Here is an 18,146-nt window from a genome sequence, read left to right on the forward strand (position 1 = left end):
TGGGTCAAACTCGAGCGGGAACGCCAAGGCTCGGTAGATGGCCGCAGTGATGCCGATATACGAGCCGAAAATGCACGTTTACGTCGTGAGCTAGCTGAGGCCAAGATGGATAATGAGTTCTTGTCACAAGCCACCGCCTTCTTCGTGGCGTCGCAACGCGATCGGAAAAATTTGAGCTAATGCAGCAGGAGAAGGCGAACTACAGCATAAAACGAATGAGCAGGTTATTAGAGGTTTCTCGCTCTGGGTACTATAAATGGGTGCAGGTTCAAGCCAGCCGACTGCGCGGCGATGATAGCCGTCAGAGATTCCTCGACCAGTTGGACAAGCGTATTCATGACATCTGGGAGGATTCTGACGAAGTCTACGGTGCCCCACGGATTACTGCAGAACTCGCTGAGGATGGGGTCTATGTGAATCGCAAAACCGTGGCCAAACGCATGCGGATGATGGGTATTGAGGGCATCTCGCCCAGGGTGTTTGTTCCCGTAACGACGATTCAATCCAGGCGGAAGTCCACGCTTGTAGACCTGGTGAAAAGATTATTTGATCAAGGGCAGCTCAACCGGGTGTGGATGTCAGATATTACCTATCTACGCACCGGAGAAGGATGGCTGTACCTATGCGTTATCCGCGATGGACACTCCCGCCGAGTCCTAGGCTGGTCTATGGATAGCGTGCAGGATACTCACCTGGTTGAACGCGCATTACGCATGGCTTACACCCTGCGTGGTGATGTGCCTGAGGGGCTGGTTTTCCATGCGGATCGCGGCACTCAGTTTACGAGCGAAAAGTTGTGGCAGGTCTGTCAAGAACTAGGTATTGCTCAATCGGTCGGCCGTACTGGTGTCTGCTTTGACAATGCGATGGCCGAGTCGTTCTGGTCGACATTGAAGACCGAATTCTATGACCGGAGGAAATGGCGAACCCGTGACGAAGCCGGGAAGGCGGTGGCCCGCTGGATTGAGATTGTCTACAACCGGCGCCGTCGCCACTCAGCCATCGGGATGGTAAGCCCCGTCGATTTCGAAGCCCAGCTCGCTGATCAAAATGGTAATAAGAAAGCCGCTGCTTAACCCCTAAGCAGCTTAACAACGTGTCCACGACTTGCGGGCATCCCCAGGTATGAGTATCACACGTTATCGCATGGCTGCGGTAGCGTGAGGTTAAAAGTGTCTAACAAAACGTCCGCATCCCCTTTTGTCGCTTAACCCTCAACGACGGGTTATGCGAGGGATATGGGGACATGCGGGATATGCGACAAAAGTGTGCCCGGCCGGGGCCCGACCAGCGTATTGTGTCTTTTTTACAAATAGTGAACGAAAAAGGCCACTTTCAGCGGGCCTATTTGTAAAAAACGCACCAAACGCATGATCACCGGCGATGGAATGTCTTATCAGCACCGCGGCGGGGTGAGACCACCCGATTAACCTATTAACTCCGCGGTGGCGGCGCCATCCCCAGCGCAACATCCACGAAATCATCAAGTTTTTGCTGGTCTTCTCCACGCAACAAGATCGCCAACATCCGCATAAGGCCGTGGGCTATTTCTTGCTGTTCGTTTTGAGAGTACTCACTCTGCCCAGCGAGCTTTGCCCCCTCGACACCTGTACCTTCTACACCTTCCCCCTTGACACCTGCACCCTTGGGCGGGCAGAGCGCATCCACCCCGGCTTGGTAATTACCTTTGCGTAGTTGTTGGAACACACTAATTGCTTCCAGCCAGGCGCATTCTTTGTCGACTGCTTGCGACATCGCAGGCTCCTTCCTTGCAAACGGGCTTAAGCAACACAAACTTTGTTAGACTTCAGGCTACTGAACTTAATTGTTCACTACATCTACCCACTGATTATCAGCAAGCCTACTACGCACAGAGGAAGGATGTTGCGCATGAACAACCCAGCAACTGACAACACCCAAACAGCGCCCAAACAGACGACGCTCGCACAGGAAGCTCCCACCCAGGCATCACCCACACAGAAAGCGTCGGCAAGCAAGAAAAAGCAGATCACGGTGCTGGTCGGCAGTCTGCGCGGCGGATCATTCGCGCGCAAAATCGCCAAACAAGCCATCGAATTACTACCATCAGACTGCACCGGCACCATCGTCGAAATTGGGCACCTGCCGTTGTACAACTTCGATTACGACGACCCAGAAGTCACCGATGTGCAGACCCCAGACTCCTACACCGAATTCCGTGAAACCATCAAGGCCTCCGACGGAATCTTGTTCGTGACCTCCGAAAACAACCGCACCATCCCGGCGTGCCTGAAAAACGCCATCGACATCGGCTCCAAACCAAACTCAGATGTCGCCTGGAAACACCTCCCGGCCGGCATCATCAGCCACTCCGTCGGGCGCATGGGCGGCTACAGCTCGCAAAAGAACCTGCGCCTGGCACTCTCCTACTTCGAAATGCCCACCCCAGGCCAGCCAGAGGTCTTCCTGGGACAATCGCCGAACTTGCTTGACGACGCCGGTGCGTTCAACAACGACAAAACCCGCGACTTCGTCGCTGACTACCTGCGGCGCTTCGCCGAGCTCATGCGCTAGGTACGCGCCACGGCTCTAACTAGGCACGCGCCACGGCTCTAGCGCCACCGCTCTAAACTGGCAGCATGAGCCTCATGCGGGATAAATCTTTGTGGCGCCAAGTACTGGTGCAAACACCTCTGCTGGTGCTGCTGGCACTCGCAGACGTTGATTTCGATCCCGGTCTTACTCCCCGGCCCCCGGGTGCGCTTACCGCAGCTATCACCGCGGTGCTCTGGGTGGGTTTGTTGTGGCAACGCCGCCGCCCGGAGCCAGCGCTGATGCTGTTGGCGGCAACACTGACCGTACTGGCGGTTGCCACCAATGGGTTTTCGTTGCTGGGCTATGCGGTGGTCTGTTGGCAAGCATATTTCATCGCCGCCAACCTGCCGGTGCGCCGCAAACTCTGGGTGACGTTGCTGCTGCTCGGCGCCGTCGGCACGCTGGTGCTGTCCACGGTGCGCAGCTATTTCTTCCTACACCAGATTCTCGGGCTGGATAGCACCCTTGGCCTACAACAGTTTTTCGTTTTGTATTCCGCGCTCATCTTCATCACCCTCCTTTCCATCGCGCTGTGTTGGCAATTGGGGCTGCGTAGCCGCCGCCGACGCCTGCGCTTAGAAGAACTCCACGCCCGCGCGGAACTCGCCGCAGTCACCGAGCGCACCCGCATCGCCCGCGAGATGCACGATATCGTCGCCCACTCGCTCACCGCGGTTATCGCGCAGGCCGACGGCGGGCGCTACGCCGCGCGCCATAACCCCGAGGCCGCGTTGCAGGCGTTAACCACCATTTCGCACACCGGCCGGGACGCATTGACGCAAATGCGCCAGTTGCTCAGTGTTTTGCGTGACGACGACACCCGCGAGACATCCTCGTCGCCGGGCCTGGAACGCATCGAAGAATTGTTGCACGAGGCCCGGCGCGGCGGCGTGCATATCGATTGGCACGAGACCGGCACCCGTCGGCAGTTGGACCCTGCCCGTGGATTGACGGTGTATCGCATCGTGCAGGAGGCACTGACCAACATCATGAAGCATGCCGGGCCCACCGACGCGCGCCTGGAAGTCGACTGGTCTGCGGCTTCGTCGGTGCGTGTGAGCGTCGACAATGCTCCAGGAACCGGTGTGTATGAGGCCGTGGATTCTACCGGTCGTGGTTTGCAGGGCATGCGTGAGCGCGCCCGTATCCATGGCGGCACCGCGCGCTGGGGCAACTCGCAGTATTATGAAGGCGGTTTCAACGTCACGGTGGAGATTCCAACATGAGCGGCCAAAGGATGAACATGGACACGACGCGCCCCATCACGGTCGGGCTTACCGACGATCAGCTGCTGGTGCGCACCGGTTTTGCCATGGTGCTGGATTCGCAGGACGACATCACGGTGGCCTGGCAAGCCGACAACGGCACGGTGGCTATTAACCAGGCAGCGAATGATCCGGTGGACGTGGTGTTGATGGATATTCAAATGCCGGACACCGATGGCATCACCGCAACCCGTGAAATTTTAAAAATTCACCCCGATACGCGCATCATCGTCTTGACGACGTTTGAAAACGACGATTATATTGTCGGCGCAATCGAAGCCGGTGCCAGCGGATACCTGCTGAAAGACAGCGAACCGGAAGATCTGCTGCAGGCAGTGCGTACCGTGGATGAATCCACAGCGATCATCTCTCCGAAAGCCACCGCCCGTCTGTTGCGCAGCATGCGCTCTGGCAACGCTGGGGGCGCGGCCAGTGTGGGCGTCGACAAGCAGCACCGCTCCAGCGACAACTCTGCAAGCGACAACGCTACAACAGAACCGCTTACCCCGCGCGAGACAGAAATCTTGCAGTTGATGGCCCGCGGGCTGTCGAACCAAGAAATTTCGCAGGAGCTGTTCGTCTCCATGCCGACGGTGAAAACGCACGTCACGCACATTTTGCGGAAAACCAACTCGCGCGACCGGGTGCAAGCGGTGCTCTATGCCGTGCATCATGGGCTGGGCTAAACCGCAACCTCATACTCCGGTATGAGGCCTGAATTTCCACCCGCAGCACTATATACACGGCTAGCGCCTGCTGCCATACTGGTGGCATGATCACAGTTAAACAACTAACCAAAAAGTATGGTGCGAAAACCGCCATCAAAGATTTGACGTTCCAGGTCCCCGACGGAGCGGTCACGGGCTTTTTGGGCCCCAACGGTTCCGGTAAGTCGACGTCTATGCGCTGCATCCTCGGGTTGGATAAGCCCAGCAGCGGGCAAGCCTTTGTGGATGGCACGGAATTTTCCCGAGTGCGCAACAAACCCGCGCAGGTCGGCGCTTTGCTGGAAGCCACCTGGTTTAACCCGGGCCGCAGCGGGCGCGCGCACCTGCGGGTGCTGGCCTACGGTGCGGGAATCTCTGCTGCCCGTGTCGACGAATGCCTGGAACTCGTGGGCCTTTCCGATGCCGCAAACAAAAAGATCGGCGGATACTCGCTGGGCATGAAACAACGCCTCGGTTTGGCCAGCGCGCTGTTGGGTGATCCAAAACACCTGATCCTCGACGAGCCAGTCAACGGCCTGGACCCAGAAGGGGTGAGCTGGATGCGGCACACCATCCGCCACCTGGCTAATGAAGGCCGCGCGGTGTTGGTTTCCTCGCATTTGCTTTCCGAGATGGAGCAGACCGCCGACCGCCTAGTGGTGATTGGTCGCGGTGAAATGATCGGCGAATACAGCATGGAGGAATTCCTGCGCGGCGGCACCAAAGTGGTGGTGGAAGCTGGTGGCGACGACGTCGACAAGCTCACGCAGCGTTTGCAATCAGCCGGGTTGGACGTGTCGACGCGGGATGCTGGTGTGTTGGCGCTGGAGGTTCCGGAAAATACGGAGGAAATTGAAATCCGCCGGCTCGTCGGCAAGCTGTCTGCCGAACACCAAATCCCAATTATTGGTCTGCGCACCGAATCGCAGAACCTGGAGCAGCGTTTCTTGACTGCTACCGCCGATGCCCAAGAATATTCCACCCGGAAAGGCGCTTAAACCATGAATGTAGTCCGCTCAGAAATTGCAAAACTAACGAGTCTGCGCAGCACGTGGGTCTACGCGATCCTGCTGGTGGGTTCGATTGCTGGACCCGTCGTGTTGATGGGGCTGTTCGCCTCGGATTCCACGACGGATTTTTATTGGAATGACCTGCTGATTGCCGGGGACCTATTTCAGATGCTCGCGATTATCTATGCTGCGGCATCGACCTCACGCGATCTGGCGCACGGCATGCACGGGCAGGCATTTTTGACCCAACCGCAACGTTGGAACTGGTTAGCGGCAAAAATGCTGGTCACCGGGGTGTTTGTGCTGGTGTTGCTCGCGGTTTCTATCGGGATATCGCTCGTGGTCGCGCCAGTTTTTGGTTTGCACCTAGATTCCAGTGGAGCCACCAGCATCCTGTGGGCTGTGCTCATTGGTTACCCGTTGTATGCCGTGGCTGCGGTTGGTTTGGCCGCGCTGGTGCGTTCACAGATCGCGGCGGTCGGGCTACCGATCGTCTGGATGCTGATCGTCGAGCAACTGCTGGCCTCTGCCGCGATGATCTACGAATTCCTACGCCCAGTCGCCCAACTGCTGCCTAACACCACCTTTGGCTCGTTGACCACCGGCTTCGCTTTCTACGACTACATCCACACCGGCTGGGCTGGCGCCGCAGTGTTGGTTGGCTGGCTGGTCGTGCTGTGTGGCTTGGGCTTTCTCGCCAACCAGAAGCGCGATGTGAAGTAGGGGTTAGGAATTGCTTCTGGCAACAATTATTTATGGTAGCTAAACCATTGATGACGGTTGTCGTTGCCTAGCCCCAGTTGTAAACTTGTATACATGTCTGGATCGGTAATTAGTTTTCGCGTTGATGCAGAGCAGAAGCGTCGGCTAGATTCGCTGTCTGCTCGCACCGGTCGCTCGGGGGCCTTTTATATTCGTCGGGCGCTGGAAGCGCATCTTGCTGAATTGGAATACATCTATGCCTTGCAAGCTGATGCGCAAGCTGTGCGCGAAGGAAAGTTGCAAACTATTTCGTTAGATGAGCTAGAGGCAGAGTGTGGCTTGGGAGATTAATTTTGCCCCGCAGGCTGCCAAGACATTTCGAAAATTAGACAAACCGATCCAACGCCGGGTGAGCAGATATTTACGCGAGCTGGCCGCGCTTGACGATCCCCGCTCTCGCGGCAAAGCGCTAGTGGGAGATAAGTCCGGGTTATGGCGCTGGCGCGTCGGGGATTACCGGGTTATTGCAGATATTTACGACGAACAGGTAACCATCATCGTCCTCGACATGGGCCACCGCCGCAACATTTACGAGTAGTCCCGCTTTCTTCGTTTCCAGTCACTGATGACAATCTCTGGGCTACCCGCGCCGCCGGTGCACATAGAGCACGCCACCGAAAAACGCCCAGCACCAGTGCGCAATAAGTAAGAGCAGCATTGGGGTCCCGACGATCATCCACGCGTTATGGCCGCTGGCATTGGTCAGTTGATTCAAACCCGAAACCACCGTTCCAACCGGGAATACGCAGGACCACCAGGTGGGGTTATATGCCATGGAATTGCGGAATACTTGCGGCCAGTGTTTCGAAGCCGCGATGAGCAGTATCGGTACTCCGATCACCATAATCCCCACACCGGATACGTAAGCAAAATGATCCCAGGGTGCGCTGCGCCCCAGCAACTGCGCCCCGGCTGTGGTCTGGCCGATCACGCCGAGGGGAATCCAATAAATGGTGGTGAAGTTCAGCGGCATTTTTAATTTCTGTCGGGCCAGGCCGATATACACCGCTACCAGCACCGGAACCGCTGTAATCAGCGGCATCAACAGCCCCACCACGCCGATAGCATGCACAAGAAACGATAGTGTGCCGTTACCACCGGTATCGGTGAGGTGCTGGGAAAGTGTTCCCGCCGGGGCTCCGGCCACCGCAGGCGCAAGCAGCGGTAACGCCCAGGTGAAGTTCGCCGCCGAATACTGTGCAGACGGCAAATAAACCAGGTACCGGACAGTCACCACAAAAGCGAGCACAGTACCGAAAATCCAGTAGACGGTGTGCAACCACCACCAGCCAAGAACCGCCGAAGTAGCCATCGACAGCGAAAGCACCCCCATGGCGGTCATCGCCCAGGCCGGGAGGTGTTCTGCCACAAATGGTGGGTTATGGTGTCGAACAAATCCGACAATCACCCAAGCCAGCAGAACCGTCGCAACGAAATACCAGGCCACAGCCGCTGCGTGACCCATGGCGTTAGCTCCCCAGTAGGATTCGACACCCAGTGCGAGCGCCGCCGTACCCATCACAGACGCCGCCCACCCGGGGCCAGCGGGCGGCAGGCTCAGTGCAGCACGTTTCGGCCGTGGCGCGGGCGGTTCGTGGTGCAAGTGCGGCGTTGTAGTCACCCACCCCATTCTAGACGCGATCTATATCACAGCAATGTCGCGGCCCAATTTTCAGAAACTTTTGTTTGCCCCGGTCACAGTGCTATTGTTTTGTCAATCAGATGATCAAGATAGGCAAAACTCAGCGATAAGGACCACCGTGGCGCGACCGAAAACCAGCCAGCAGGGGCGCATGCAGTCCGGGGAGCAGCTGCGCGTTCTTGCCGACGTCGCCACGCCATTTTTTGCCGCCGAGTTGCTCATGAACCTCGCGCTGACGGTCCCGCACGCGATTTTGACGCCGCTGCTGCTGGACAAGGGATTAAGCCTGTCGCAGATCCTGCTGGTCCAGGCCGGTTTTAGCGTCGCGGTATTGCTTTTCGAATTCCCCTCGGGCTCCATCGCAGACATGATCAGCCGCCGCACGCTGTATTTTATTTCCCGACTCGTGTTCTGCATATTCTTCCTGGTAGTGATCTTCGGGCACGGCTTTCCGTTAATGTTGCTGGCCTGGGTCATTTATGGCTTGGCGACGGCCCTAGAATCCGGCACCTTGGATGCCGCGCTGATCAACAACGCGAAGAATCGGCAGGGTGTAGCAGCAGGCACGGTGGGTGCGCCGGATACGCAAAGCGCCGCGGGCCCCACTGCGCCGGATCACGTTGAATCACGCATTTCCTGGTTGGTGCGCAAAGAAGGGCAAAGCGCATACCTCGGCATGATGATCGGCAGCACCATCGGCGCGCTGCTGTATTTGTCGGTGGGCGCGAATATTTATTTCATTTCTGTTGGAGCCACGGTGATTTCCGTCGTCACGATCGCGTTGTTCTTCCGGATCCCGGAGCAGCACAAGGTGGCAACCGTCGGCGGGAATGAAACCGCAGAGAGCGTCGGCGAGAATGAAGCCGGGGCGAGCGTCGACAAGCGTGATGCCACACGGATTGGCGGTGCGCACAGGCTGTGGCAGGAGCTGAGATCACACGCGCGTGCGACCGTGGAGGAGATGCGGGATTCGGCGGCGTTGCGGCAGTTTTTGCTGCTTGCGGTGGTCGCGCAGGCGTTTTTACAGTTGCATTTTCAATTGTGGCAGGCCGTCGGCTTGGAAAAGGGCTTCGCGGAGTCGCACCTGCTGTTTTTATATTTGCTGTTTATTGGGATGGCGTTTGGGGCGTCTTTTATTCGCCCAGAGGTGCTGTTCCGGCGGCGCGCGCTCGTGGTTGCCGGCGTGGTGGCGTTCCCGGGGTTGGCGTGGCTGTCGTATCTTGCCGACGGCTGGGTGTACCTGGTGTTTTACGGGGCGCTGGCGTTTTTACTGATCGTTTTTGCCAACTATTCCGCCTTCGGGGTGCGGCGGGCGTCGTCAGTGGAACGCATCGGCGCGATAACCTCGCTGGTCGGCGTCGTCGGGCGCATCGGTGCGATCGGGGTATTGGCTGTGGCCTCAGTGTTTGTGAATTTTTATAGTGCGGCGGCGGTGGCTTCCGGCGGGTTCGTGGTGCTGGTCGTGTTGGGGCTGGGATGGGTTGGTCTGCGGCAGTGGCGAGTAGGGCAAAAGTAATTAGTCCACGGCCCCAGGCACTTCGAACTAGCCGCGCCTCTGCTGAACATGCCGCACACCACCGAAAAACGCCCAGCACCAGTGCACAATGAGCAACAACAACAGCACATTACCGATGCCAATCCACACGGCTTGGCCACTGGCGTTATTCATGTGGCTAAGGCCCGAGACCACAGTTCCCAGCGGAAACACACAGGACCACCAGGTCGGGTTATACGCCATGGAATTGCGGGATACTTGTGGCCAGTGGTTGGTGGCCGCAATAATCGCTACGGGAATGCCGATCACCATGGTCACCACTCCAAACCCGTAGGCAATACTGCCCCACGGTTCGCTGCGCCCCAACAACTGCGCCGCGGCCGTAGCCTGACCAACCAACCCGAGCGGGATCCAATAAATAGTGGTGAAATTCCGCGGTATTTTTAGTCTCTTCCGCCCTAACCCACTATAAATCGCCACCAACAACGGCACAGCTGTCACCAACACCAGCAACAAACCGACTACGCCGATAGCGTGCACAAGAAACGATAGTGTGCCGTTACCACCGGCATCGGTGATATGCCGGGCGAGCATTCCCGCCGACGCCGCGTTCACCACCGGTGCGAGCAACGGCAATGACCACGTGAAATTCACCGAAGAATACTCAGCCCTGGGCAAATGCACTAGATGGGACAGATAACGAATCGAAACCACGAAAGCCAGCACCGTGCCAATTAGCCAGTAGACAGCGTGTAACCACCACCAGCCGAGCACCACAGACGTCGCCATCGACAACGCAAGAATCCCCATCGCCGTCATCGCCCACGCCGGCAGGTGTTCGGGCACAAACTGCGGGTTGCGGTGCCGCACAAACCCCGTGATGATCCACACCAGCATGGCCGTCGCGATGAAATACCACGCCACCGCGGCGGGGTGCCCGGCACCGCTGACACCCCAGTAGATTTCTACGACCTGCGCGAGCGAGGCACTTCCCATCACCGCAGCAGCCCATGCGGGCCCGGCTGGTGGCAGGGTCATCGTTGATTTTTGCTGCGGGGCACGCGTCGTTTTCGCTTCGGGTGGTTCGTGGTGCAGGTGCGGCGATTCAGTCACCTGCATCATTGTAGGAGCACAAAGATTGCCACCATAAGCCCGGCTAATGCTCGCCGACTACTAGCTTCAATCGAACAGCTCGAAAATGGCGAAGGCACTCAACGGGATTTCCGGGCTATTGGTCGCGGAGAATCACAGATGAGCACCGGCTAGTTTATAAAATTTTCGGCGATGAACTTCGCATTGCTTCCTGCAGATACCACTATGGACGTTAAGACCCGCTAGAGTTTCTAGACCCCGTTTCGCCAGCGCCACCAGCGTCGTCAGTATCGCCAGCGTCGTCAGCGACATCCCCGTCGTCCACCGCAACCTGCTCGGCTCTCCCACGTGCAGCACGTGCAGTCGCTTCGTACGGCTCTACGTCTTCCAGGTACTCGCCGGTCTCGTAATCGTATTCAATAGCGCGGCCCTGCTCGTCGGTGCGCGTGTACCAACCAACATTCTCGGCGGCATGCGAATCCCAATTACCACCAGCAGAATAATCGCTATCCGGCGGGCATTCCTCAATCGACAACGCAAAGTTGTCGCCGTATTTCGACACGCCTTGTTTTACCGAATTCGCCACCAAGCGGTCGCCATAAATCCGGCGCACGGTAAATGGGTCATTCCGCAGTTCTTTAAACAATGCCACTGACATCAAAATCAAAATGAACGCGAACGGCAACGCCGTAACCACCACCAGGTTCTGCATACCGCGTAGCGCGTCCTGCCCACCCGAAAGCAAAATCACCACGGCAATACCAGCCATGCACAAAACCCAGAACGTCGTAATCCACGGGTTCGGGTTAGGGTTACCTTTTTGTGATAGCTGCGAGTTCACCAACGACGCGGAATCGGCCGTCGTCACGAAGAAAATAATCAGCACCACGATAATGATCGGCGCAATAATGTGCGCGCCAGGCAACTGGTCTAGCACCACAAAGAAAATCTCTTCTGGTGCCGGCATCGTATCTGCCGTGCCATCAGGCGCGATCGAATGATCACGGTTTTGCAGCCAAATCGTCGTTCCTCCCAGCACAGCAAACGCCGTCATGATGATGGTCGACGGAATAAACAGCACACCCAGCACAAACTGGCGGATGGTGCGCCCGCGCGAAATCTTGGCGACGAACACCCCGACGAATGGCGCCCAGGAAATCCACCACGCCCAGTAGAACGTGGTCCACGCAGACAAGAACGCCTGCATGTCTTCGCCTTCACCCATGTGCGCAGACATCGAGTCACCAAATGATGCGAAATACTCGATCATCACCGCTGGCAATGCATTCATCAAAAACGCGGTCGGGCCAACGACAAAGAAAAACACTGCGATGCCGATCGAGAGCACCAAGTTGATATTCGACAGCACACGAATTCCCTTGGCCACGCCGGAGACCGCCGATGCGATCGTCGCGATGGTCAGCACCATGATGATGATCAGCGCCACCGTATTGCCCGCCGTCGACCAGCCAGAAACCACTTCGAAACCGCTGGCGATCTGCAAAGATCCAATACCCAATGTGGCGGCGGTACCGAATAGCGTGGCAATGATCGCCAAACCATCAATAATGCGCGCTGGCAGCGAATCCGTCGACCTATTGCCCAGCAGCGGCAACATGATCGAGCTCATCAGCGGTACGCGGCCGCGTCGGAAAGAAACATAGGCAACACACAAGCCGACGATTCCGTAAATCGCCCAGGCACTCGCGCCCCAGTGCAGCGTCGACTGCACCATTGCACCCTTGATTGCTTCTTCGCTGGCGGCCTCATACGCGCCCGGCCGCGGGGATAAATAGTGGCTGAGCGGCTCATACGGCCCGAAGAAAATAATGCCAATACCAATACCAGCCGCAAACAGCATCGCTGCCCAGGACAGCGTGGAATACTCGGGCTTCTCATCGTCCAACCCCAGCGGGATGCGTCCGTATTTGGAGAACGCGAGCACCAGCAGAATGAAGAACAGCACCACGGCGATCATGGTGAACACCCAGCCCAGGTTGGTCATGATCCAATCCAGCGCCGTGGATGACACGTCGAAAACCTGCTCCGGAGCCAGCACGCCCCACAGGATGAACGCCACGACCAAGCCGCCCACCACGGTGAGCATGGGCTTGTCGACGCGATAGCGGATCTTTTGATCCTCCACGGACACTCCCGGCACCATCGCGGGGTGAATATTGTGCGGGTACGTCACCTCCCGCAGGATGCGTTTGGCTTTCGTGCCCGCACCTTCGGCATCATTTTCCGCCATCGCCGCTCTCCTTGTAACTGTTCTTCAATTCTGGGGTGTGTTCTCTTTGCTGTTTTGCCGTTCCCAGCATTTCTCAACAAATTTTGAGATAACTGCTATGCAACTATAAGGCAGGCTGTCGCATAAATCACGTTGTATATTCACGCCCACTATTGGCCAGACGGCCAAGTTTATGGCAGACTAGCGGAAGTCGACTTGGCCACCCGGCCAAAACACATATCTCAACCCACAAGGCGGTGCTGAAAACCCATGACAGCGATGCAATCCCCCGCGGCACGTTGGTTCGCGCTGGCCACACTCGTCGGCCCGGTGCTGCTGCTGAGCATCGACATGAGCGTCATCAGCATCGCCGTGCCCGCCATCAGCGCAGGCCTCGGCCCAACTTCCGCACAAATGCTGTGGATCATCGACATCTATAGCTTCCTGCTGGCAGGGCTCTTGGTGCTAGCAGGTTCGCTCGGCGACCGCTTCGGCCGCAAACGCATGCTCATGATCGGCGCCCCCGCATTCGGTTTGGCCTCCCTGGCGACGGCATTCGCCCCCAACCCGGAGCTGCTGATTCTCGCCCGCGCCGCCCTGGGTGCCTCCGCGGCCACCCTCATGCCGTCGACACTGGGGCTAATCCGCACCATCTTCGACGACGCGCACGAACGACGCCTAGCCATCGCCGTATGGGCAGCCGCCTTCGGTGGCGGCGGCGCGCTCGGCCCGGTGCTCGGCGGTCTGCTGCTGGAACACTTCTGGTGGGGCTCAGTATTCTTGATTAACGCCCCGGTCATGGCGCTATTCCTGCCCGCCGCGTGGTACCTGCTGCCAGAATCACGCGACCCGAACCCGCAGAAATTCGATTACCCTTCGGCTGCGCTGTCCATCGCCGGTCTGCTCCTGGTCGTCTACGCGCTGAAAACTCTGATCAAACAACCATCGGTAGCGAGCGTCGTCGCGTTAGTCGCGGGTATCACTTTCATCGCGCTATTCATCCGCCGCCAGCGTCGTATATCCAACCCGATGATCGACCTGGAGCTTTTCGCGCGCCCCGGATTCGCCGCCGCGATCACCGTCAACATGCTGGCCACCCTCGCACTACTGGGGCTCACGTTCTTCTATCCGCAGTACCTCATGCTGGTCAAAGGCCATAGCTCCATGAGCGCGGGCCTGTGGATGCTGCCGCTGGCCGTGGCGACGATGGCCGGAACCTTCGTTTCACCGTCCGTCGCCAAGCGGGTCTCCATCCGGAAGGTCATCACCATTGGTTCTGCGATCACCGCGTTTGGTTTCGGTCTGGCATCGTTCTTGGACACTGGATCGACGATGCTGCTGGTCGTGGCTGCGGCGGCCGCGGTTGGTTTCGGCATCGGTTTCTCGGAAACCCTGACCAACGAGGTTGTACTCAGCACCGCTCCCCCGGCGCGCGCCTCGGCGGCCTCGGCGATTTCGGAAACCGGCTACGAATTCGGTGGCGCGATGGGCACCGCGCTGCTAGGCACCCTGGGGCTGGGAGTATATGCGCGGAACCTGCATGCCGACGAGCATGGGTTGGAAGGCGCGCAGGCCGTCAGTGCCCGCGATACCCTCGGCGGGGCGCACGAGATCGCCGCTAGCCTGCCCGCAGAACAGGCTGGACGCCTCATCGCCGCCGCCAACGACGCCTACCTGACCGGCATGAATGTCGCCACCGGTGCGGGCGCACTCATCGCGCTGGGCGCGGCGGCTGTCGGCTGGTGGGGTATCCGCGAATATTCCCGCCGCATCGAGGAATCTGTCCACCACCCGCAGGAGATTTCACCACGATGAGCAGCACACACCCGAACACCGAATCCGACGCTAGTTCCAGCTCTAGCCCCAACTCTGGCTCCCAGCAGTCGCGTAAACGCGTCCCCGCCGAGCAACGCCGCCGCGAACTCACCGCCGTCGCCCACACCGTCATGGCCCGCGATGGAGCCTTCGGCTTGACGACGCGCGCCGTCGCTAAGGAAGCCGGGGTGCCGCATGGCTCGGTGCACTACGCCTTCCACTCGAAAGACGAGCTGATCCGTGCCGTCGTCCGGGACGATATTGACCGCTCCACGGCCGCTTTTCGACGCTTCGCCGCCCCGGAAGCCAACACCCCGGAACATGCGGCAAGCCCGGCAGAGCAGGCCACCGGTTCAGACATCACCCCGAAACAAGCGGCCAGCCCGGCAGAGCAGACCGTTTCCCCGGAAGGCATTTTGCACGCCGCTTTTGCCAGCTACGCCGATAACTTGATCGGCGATCCGTGGGAGGAAGCCGCGCAGCAAGAACTCGCGCTGATGTGCGCCCGGGATGAGCAGCTGCGGGTGATCATGCAAGAATCCAACGCCAGCTATCGTGAACTGATCGGCAGCATCCTGGACTACCTCGCCGCAGCCACCGGCAAAACCTGGGCGCAACCAGCGGATATGTTGGCTGAAAATATCCTCGGCGCGCTGTTCGGTACCGCGCAGTTGTGGCTGATTGATCGCGACGACGCCACTCTATATGCCAGCTTGGCGACGCTCGCGAAGGTCTATGCGGCGCAATTGGGTAACTAACGCCCGGTGAGCGGCGCAGCCGTGCTGGCACTGCTAGCGCTGCTAGCGTCCCACCCACGCGTAGTCGTCGGCAAGCGCTTCCGGGTGGCAAAAATAGGCACGCACCCCCAAATAAAGGGTAGTAATGATTACTAGCTTTCAACAATCCCCTAGACGTGGCGCTGGGGTGCGACTAATGTGTGTTTCAAGCCACAATACCGGAAGAGTTTGGAGTTAAGATGAATACTTCTCGGAACAATAAAAACGTAGGACTGGGTATTCTAATTGCACTATTGAGTTCAGCTTTGCTGCTTCTGGCAACTTCGTTGCCCAGCTCAGGATTTACGACTCTTCTGTGGAGTATTGCGTTTTTCGGGTTCGTAGGAGCTACTTATATATTGGGGCGGGAAGCTGTAGCGAAACGAGCAGCAAAATCGTGAAATAATGGTTCTGTCAGATCCGTCTGACTGAACCATTATTTGCTTGGCATGCATGGCGCCGTCCGGGGCGACAGTTGGCAATCTCGAGCATGCTCATGCCTTCCAGGCGCAATTTGAGCACTTGGGCGCGCTCAGCTCCATGCTTCTTAAACACGATGAAGATTTAGAGAACTAGCGCTGCTAGCCTGCCGCCCACACGTAGTCGTCGGCAAGAGCTTCCGGGCGGAAACTCTCGAGAGCTTCGTGCAACGACGTCGCACCAGCGCAACCAATGGATGCGAAAATCTCGCCGACGACTCGAGCGGCAGGCATGGTGCGCAAAGAAATCGGACCATCGCGCTTCGCCAGCCGCTGCCCGTTGGCGTTGACCACCAAGCCAACGTGCGCATACTCCGGCGCGGCCAGGCCCAACAGCTGCGCCAGATACGCCTGGCGCGGCGCAGACGACAACAAATCATTCCCCCGCACCACCTGCGTAACCTGCTGGTGCGCATCATCGACCACAACCGCCAGGTTATAGGCATAATCCCGCGCCTGCGCCAAATTGCCACCACGACGCACAATAAAATCATCCACCCGACCGGTGTATTCCCCGTGCAACCGGTCGGTGATGCTAAACTCGCTACACCCCGCACGCAACCGCAACGCCGGACCCCGGCCCTGACCAGCAAGTTCCTCACGTTTTTTCACGCGCTGCGTCTCGCTCAAATCCCGGCACGTACCCGGGTACTCGCCCGGAAGCTGGTGCGGCGCCGACGCCGCCTGCTGGATATCCTTGCGCGAGCAATAACACTCATACACCAAGCCTTGGCCTGCCAGCTTGTCGACGGCTGTGGCATAAGCCGCCTCCCGATCCGACTGTCGCAACTCTGCACCGCGATCATCCCAGTCCAGGCCAATCGCCTGCAGATCCGCCAACTGACTGTCGACGAAGTGTTCCCGGCAGCGCTGCGAATCTAAATCATCGACGCGCACCACAAAGCCCAGCCCGTCGGCACGCGCAAACAACCACGCCGCCACCGCGGTGCGCAGATTGCCAAAGTGCAGGTCCCCGGTGGGCGACGGCGCGTAGCGGCCGACACCCCAGGTGCCAGCAGAGTTAGCTGTAGCACCAGCCGCAGCAGCGCTATTTGGTGTGTGCATAGTACCGGCCCAGGAATTCATCGCGGTACTCGCGGTAATAACCGCCGTCGATCGATTGCCGGATGCTATCAACCAGGCGAATCATGAATTCCAGATTGTGGATCGTGCACAACGTGCCCGCCAGAAACTCCTTGGCCTTGAGCAAGTGCCGGATATACGCGCGCGAATAATTCTGCGAAACATAGCCACCGAATTCCTCATCGACACCAGAAAAGTCCCGCTCAAAGCGCTTGTTCTTCAGGTTCATCCGGCCATCCAGCGTGTAGACACCACCGCGGCGGCCCAGGCGCGTCGGCGAGACGCAATCGAAGGTATCCGCGCCGTTTTCAATCGCCCAGAACACGTCGTCCGGTTCGGAAATGCCCAGCAGGTGGCGAGGTTTATCGTCGGGAAGCTCGTCGCACACCCAGCCGACGATCGTGCCCAGCATGCCCTTATCCAACGCGCCACCAATGCCATAGCCACCGAAACCACGCCGACCGGCCGCCTCGGCCTCCTGCGATAACGACACCAGCCCACGGGTGGCCTGCCGGCGCAGATCCTCATGCTGCGCCCCCTGGATCACGCCCCACAGCGACTGCTTCGGCCGGTGCGCACGCTCCCGCGTCAACCGGTCGTGCTCTAGCAGGCAGCGCTCCGCCCAACGATGCGTGCGCGCCACCGATTCTTCCTGGTACGCGCGGGTATCGACCAGCGTGGTCAGCTCGTCGAACGCAAACATGATATCCGCACCCAAACCATGCTGAATCTGCAGCGACTTCTCCGGAGTAAACCGGTGCCGCGAACCGTCCAACACACTGCGGAAATTCACGCCGTCCTCGTCGACAATCGCCAACGAATCCTTGTTCACCTTCCGCGGGGTGTACTCAGCCATCTCCTGCTCATAGTCCATCTTGATGGTCTTTTTATGCCCCACGCCCAGGCTCATCACCTGAAAACCACCAGAATCGGTGTAGGTAGGCCCATGCCAGCTTTCAAACTTGGCGACGCCGCCGGCCTCATCGACAATGTCATGGCCGGGCTGCAAATACAGGTGGTACGCGTTGGACAGGATCGCCTGCGCACCGGTGAGCCGAATTTGTTCCGGGCTCAGCGTTTTCACCGTCGCCTTGGTCGCTACCGGGATAAACGCCGGGGTATTAATCGGGCCATGCGGGGTGGTGATCGTGCCCGTCCGGCCCTGCATTCCCGGCAGATCCAGGTGGGTATTGACGGTGAAACTCAGATCAGTCAT

At 58.5% G+C, this 18,146-nt stretch carries 18 protein-coding genes and 1 pseudogene; 13 read left to right on the forward strand and 6 right to left on the reverse strand.

Features of this window, described 5'->3' with window-relative positions:
* Positions 1–180: hypothetical protein (locus B142_RS13740; protein ID WP_018120147.1), on the forward strand; the 180-nt coding region annotated here is incomplete at its 5' end.
* Entirely contained in the window at positions 180–1,076 is an 897-nt protein-coding gene (locus B142_RS0103420; protein WP_018120148.1) for an IS3 family transposase, read from the forward strand. The genes B142_RS13740 and B142_RS0103420, both read left to right, overlap by 1 nt.
* A gap of 358 nt (positions 1,077–1,434) precedes the next feature.
* Here B142_RS0103420 and B142_RS0103425 read toward each other — a convergent pair whose 3' ends face one another.
* Complete coding sequence (locus B142_RS0103425; protein WP_018120149.1) at positions 1,435–1,755, reverse strand: hypothetical protein; 321 nt, start codon at positions 1,753–1,755, stop codon at positions 1,435–1,437.
* 126 nt (positions 1,756–1,881) lie between these two features.
* Here B142_RS0103425 and B142_RS0103430 point away from each other — a divergent pair, with 126 nt between their 5' ends.
* From B142_RS0103430 to B142_RS0103460, 7 genes are all read left to right on the forward strand, one after another.
* Complete coding sequence (locus B142_RS0103430; RefSeq protein ID WP_018120150.1) at positions 1,882–2,553, forward strand: NADPH-dependent FMN reductase; 672 nt, start codon at positions 1,882–1,884, stop codon at positions 2,551–2,553.
* 65 nt (positions 2,554–2,618) lie between these two features.
* Positions 2,619–3,800, forward strand: coding sequence for a sensor histidine kinase (locus B142_RS0103435; protein WP_026167807.1), 1,182 nt, complete (start codon positions 2,619–2,621; stop codon positions 3,798–3,800).
* Positions 3,801–3,817: 17 nt separating this feature from the next.
* Positions 3,818–4,525: a response regulator gene (locus B142_RS0103440; protein ID WP_018120152.1), complete on the forward strand. Its 708-nt coding sequence runs from the start codon at positions 3,818–3,820 to the stop codon at positions 4,523–4,525.
* 86 nt (positions 4,526–4,611) lie between these two features.
* Positions 4,612–5,544, forward strand: coding sequence for an ABC transporter ATP-binding protein (locus B142_RS0103445; RefSeq protein WP_018120153.1), 933 nt, complete (start codon positions 4,612–4,614; stop codon positions 5,542–5,544).
* A 3-nt stretch (positions 5,545–5,547) separates the two neighbouring features.
* On the forward strand, positions 5,548–6,279 hold the full coding sequence (locus B142_RS11755; protein WP_018120154.1) for an ABC transporter permease: 732 nt from the start codon (positions 5,548–5,550) through the stop codon (positions 6,277–6,279).
* 93 nt (positions 6,280–6,372) lie between these two features.
* Complete coding sequence (relB, locus tag B142_RS0103455; protein ID WP_018120155.1) at positions 6,373–6,609, forward strand: type II toxin-antitoxin system RelB family antitoxin; 237 nt, start codon at positions 6,373–6,375, stop codon at positions 6,607–6,609.
* A 46-nt stretch (positions 6,610–6,655) separates the two neighbouring features.
* The gene (locus tag B142_RS0103460; protein ID WP_236658192.1) at positions 6,656–6,856 is read left to right on the forward strand and encodes a type II toxin-antitoxin system RelE family toxin; all 201 of its coding nucleotides are present in this window, start codon (positions 6,656–6,658) and stop codon (positions 6,854–6,856) included.
* A gap of 42 nt (positions 6,857–6,898) precedes the next feature.
* Here the strand turns inward: B142_RS0103460 and B142_RS11760 are convergent, their stop codons facing one another.
* On the reverse strand, positions 6,899–7,948 hold the full coding sequence (locus tag B142_RS11760; protein ID WP_081604916.1) for an SLAC1 family transporter: 1,050 nt from the start codon (positions 7,946–7,948) through the stop codon (positions 6,899–6,901).
* Positions 7,949–8,078: 130 nt separating this feature from the next.
* Between B142_RS11760 and B142_RS12850 the strand changes: the two genes are divergently transcribed.
* Positions 8,079–9,476, forward strand: a complete 1,398-nt coding sequence (locus B142_RS12850; protein ID WP_162138198.1) for an MFS transporter — start codon at positions 8,079–8,081, stop codon at positions 9,474–9,476.
* Positions 9,477–9,503: 27 nt separating this feature from the next.
* Here the strand turns inward: B142_RS12850 and B142_RS11770 are convergent, their stop codons facing one another.
* Complete coding sequence (locus B142_RS11770; protein ID WP_236658191.1) at positions 9,504–10,574, reverse strand: SLAC1 family transporter; 1,071 nt, start codon at positions 10,572–10,574, stop codon at positions 9,504–9,506.
* A 98-nt stretch (positions 10,575–10,672) separates the two neighbouring features.
* On the opposite strand from B142_RS11770, the pseudogene B142_RS13155 reads away from it, so the two are divergent.
* A pseudogene (locus tag B142_RS13155) lies at positions 10,673–10,783 on the forward strand (type II toxin-antitoxin system YoeB family toxin); the annotation flags it as partial.
* Here the strand turns inward: B142_RS13155 and B142_RS0103480 are convergent.
* The gene (locus B142_RS0103480; protein ID WP_018120160.1) at positions 10,780–12,798 is read right to left on the reverse strand and encodes a BCCT family transporter; all 2,019 of its coding nucleotides are present in this window, start codon (positions 12,796–12,798) and stop codon (positions 10,780–10,782) included. The pseudogene B142_RS13155 and the gene B142_RS0103480 sit on opposite strands and share 4 nt — an antisense overlap.
* A 249-nt stretch (positions 12,799–13,047) precedes the next feature.
* Here B142_RS0103480 and B142_RS0103485 point away from each other — a divergent pair, with 249 nt between their 5' ends.
* Together B142_RS0103485 and B142_RS12855 are read left to right on the forward strand one after the other, a co-directional pair.
* Positions 13,048–14,592 carry an MFS transporter gene (locus B142_RS0103485; protein WP_018120161.1) on the forward strand — a complete coding sequence of 515 codons (1,545 nt, stop codon included), beginning with the start codon at positions 13,048–13,050 and terminating at the stop codon, positions 14,590–14,592.
* The gene (locus B142_RS12855) at positions 14,589–15,350 is read left to right on the forward strand and encodes a TetR/AcrR family transcriptional regulator (RefSeq protein WP_018120162.1); all 762 of its coding nucleotides are present in this window, start codon (positions 14,589–14,591) and stop codon (positions 15,348–15,350) included. The genes B142_RS0103485 and B142_RS12855 overlap by 4 nt, the downstream gene beginning before the upstream one ends.
* Before the next feature lie 599 nt (positions 15,351–15,949).
* Here B142_RS12855 and gluQRS read toward each other — a convergent pair.
* Complete coding sequence (gluQRS, locus tag B142_RS0103500) at positions 15,950–16,912, reverse strand: tRNA glutamyl-Q(34) synthetase GluQRS (protein ID WP_018120163.1); 963 nt, start codon at positions 16,910–16,912, stop codon at positions 15,950–15,952.
* On the reverse strand, positions 16,896–18,146 hold the full coding sequence (gene tgt / locus B142_RS0103505; protein ID WP_018120164.1) for a tRNA guanosine(34) transglycosylase Tgt: 1,251 nt from the start codon (positions 18,144–18,146) through the stop codon (positions 16,896–16,898). Before tgt ends, gluQRS begins: the two co-directional genes overlap by 17 nt.

It is taken from the genome of Corynebacterium propinquum DSM 44285 (assembly GCF_000375525.1).
Classification (GTDB): domain Bacteria; phylum Actinomycetota; class Actinomycetes; order Mycobacteriales; family Mycobacteriaceae; genus Corynebacterium; species Corynebacterium propinquum.

Bases quoted from the DNA above. Each gene is read 5' to 3' on its own strand.
- B142_RS0103440 (WP_018120152.1), top strand. From the start codon at position 3,818: ATGGACACGACGCGCCCCATCACGGTCGGGCTTACCGACGATCAGCTG.
- tgt (WP_018120164.1), bottom strand. From the start codon at position 18,146: ATGACTGATCTGAGTTTCACCGTCAATACCCACCTGGATCTGCCGGGA.
- B142_RS0103480 (WP_018120160.1), bottom strand. From the start codon at position 12,798: ATGGCGGAAAATGATGCCGAAGGTGCGGGCACGAAAGCCAAACGCATC.
- B142_RS0103420 (WP_018120148.1), top strand. From the start codon at position 180: ATGCAGCAGGAGAAGGCGAACTACAGCATAAAACGAATGAGCAGGTTA.
- B142_RS0103485 (WP_018120161.1), top strand. From the start codon at position 13,048: ATGACAGCGATGCAATCCCCCGCGGCACGTTGGTTCGCGCTGGCCACA.
- B142_RS0103430 (WP_018120150.1), top strand. From the start codon at position 1,882: ATGTTGCGCATGAACAACCCAGCAACTGACAACACCCAAACAGCGCCC.
- B142_RS0103435 (WP_026167807.1), top strand. From the start codon at position 2,619: ATGAGCCTCATGCGGGATAAATCTTTGTGGCGCCAAGTACTGGTGCAA.
- B142_RS0103425 (WP_018120149.1), bottom strand. From the start codon at position 1,755: ATGTCGCAAGCAGTCGACAAAGAATGCGCCTGGCTGGAAGCAATTAGT.
- B142_RS12855 (WP_018120162.1), top strand. From the start codon at position 14,589: ATGAGCAGCACACACCCGAACACCGAATCCGACGCTAGTTCCAGCTCT.
- gluQRS (WP_018120163.1), bottom strand. From the start codon at position 16,912: ATGCACACACCAAATAGCGCTGCTGCGGCTGGTGCTACAGCTAACTCT.
- B142_RS11755 (WP_018120154.1), top strand. From the start codon at position 5,548: ATGAATGTAGTCCGCTCAGAAATTGCAAAACTAACGAGTCTGCGCAGC.
- relB (WP_018120155.1), top strand. From the start codon at position 6,373: ATGTCTGGATCGGTAATTAGTTTTCGCGTTGATGCAGAGCAGAAGCGT.
- B142_RS0103445 (WP_018120153.1), top strand. From the start codon at position 4,612: ATGATCACAGTTAAACAACTAACCAAAAAGTATGGTGCGAAAACCGCC.
- B142_RS11760 (WP_081604916.1), bottom strand. From the start codon at position 7,948: ATGGGGTGGGTGACTACAACGCCGCACTTGCACCACGAACCGCCCGCG.
- B142_RS11770 (WP_236658191.1), bottom strand. From the start codon at position 10,574: ATGCAGGTGACTGAATCGCCGCACCTGCACCACGAACCACCCGAAGCG.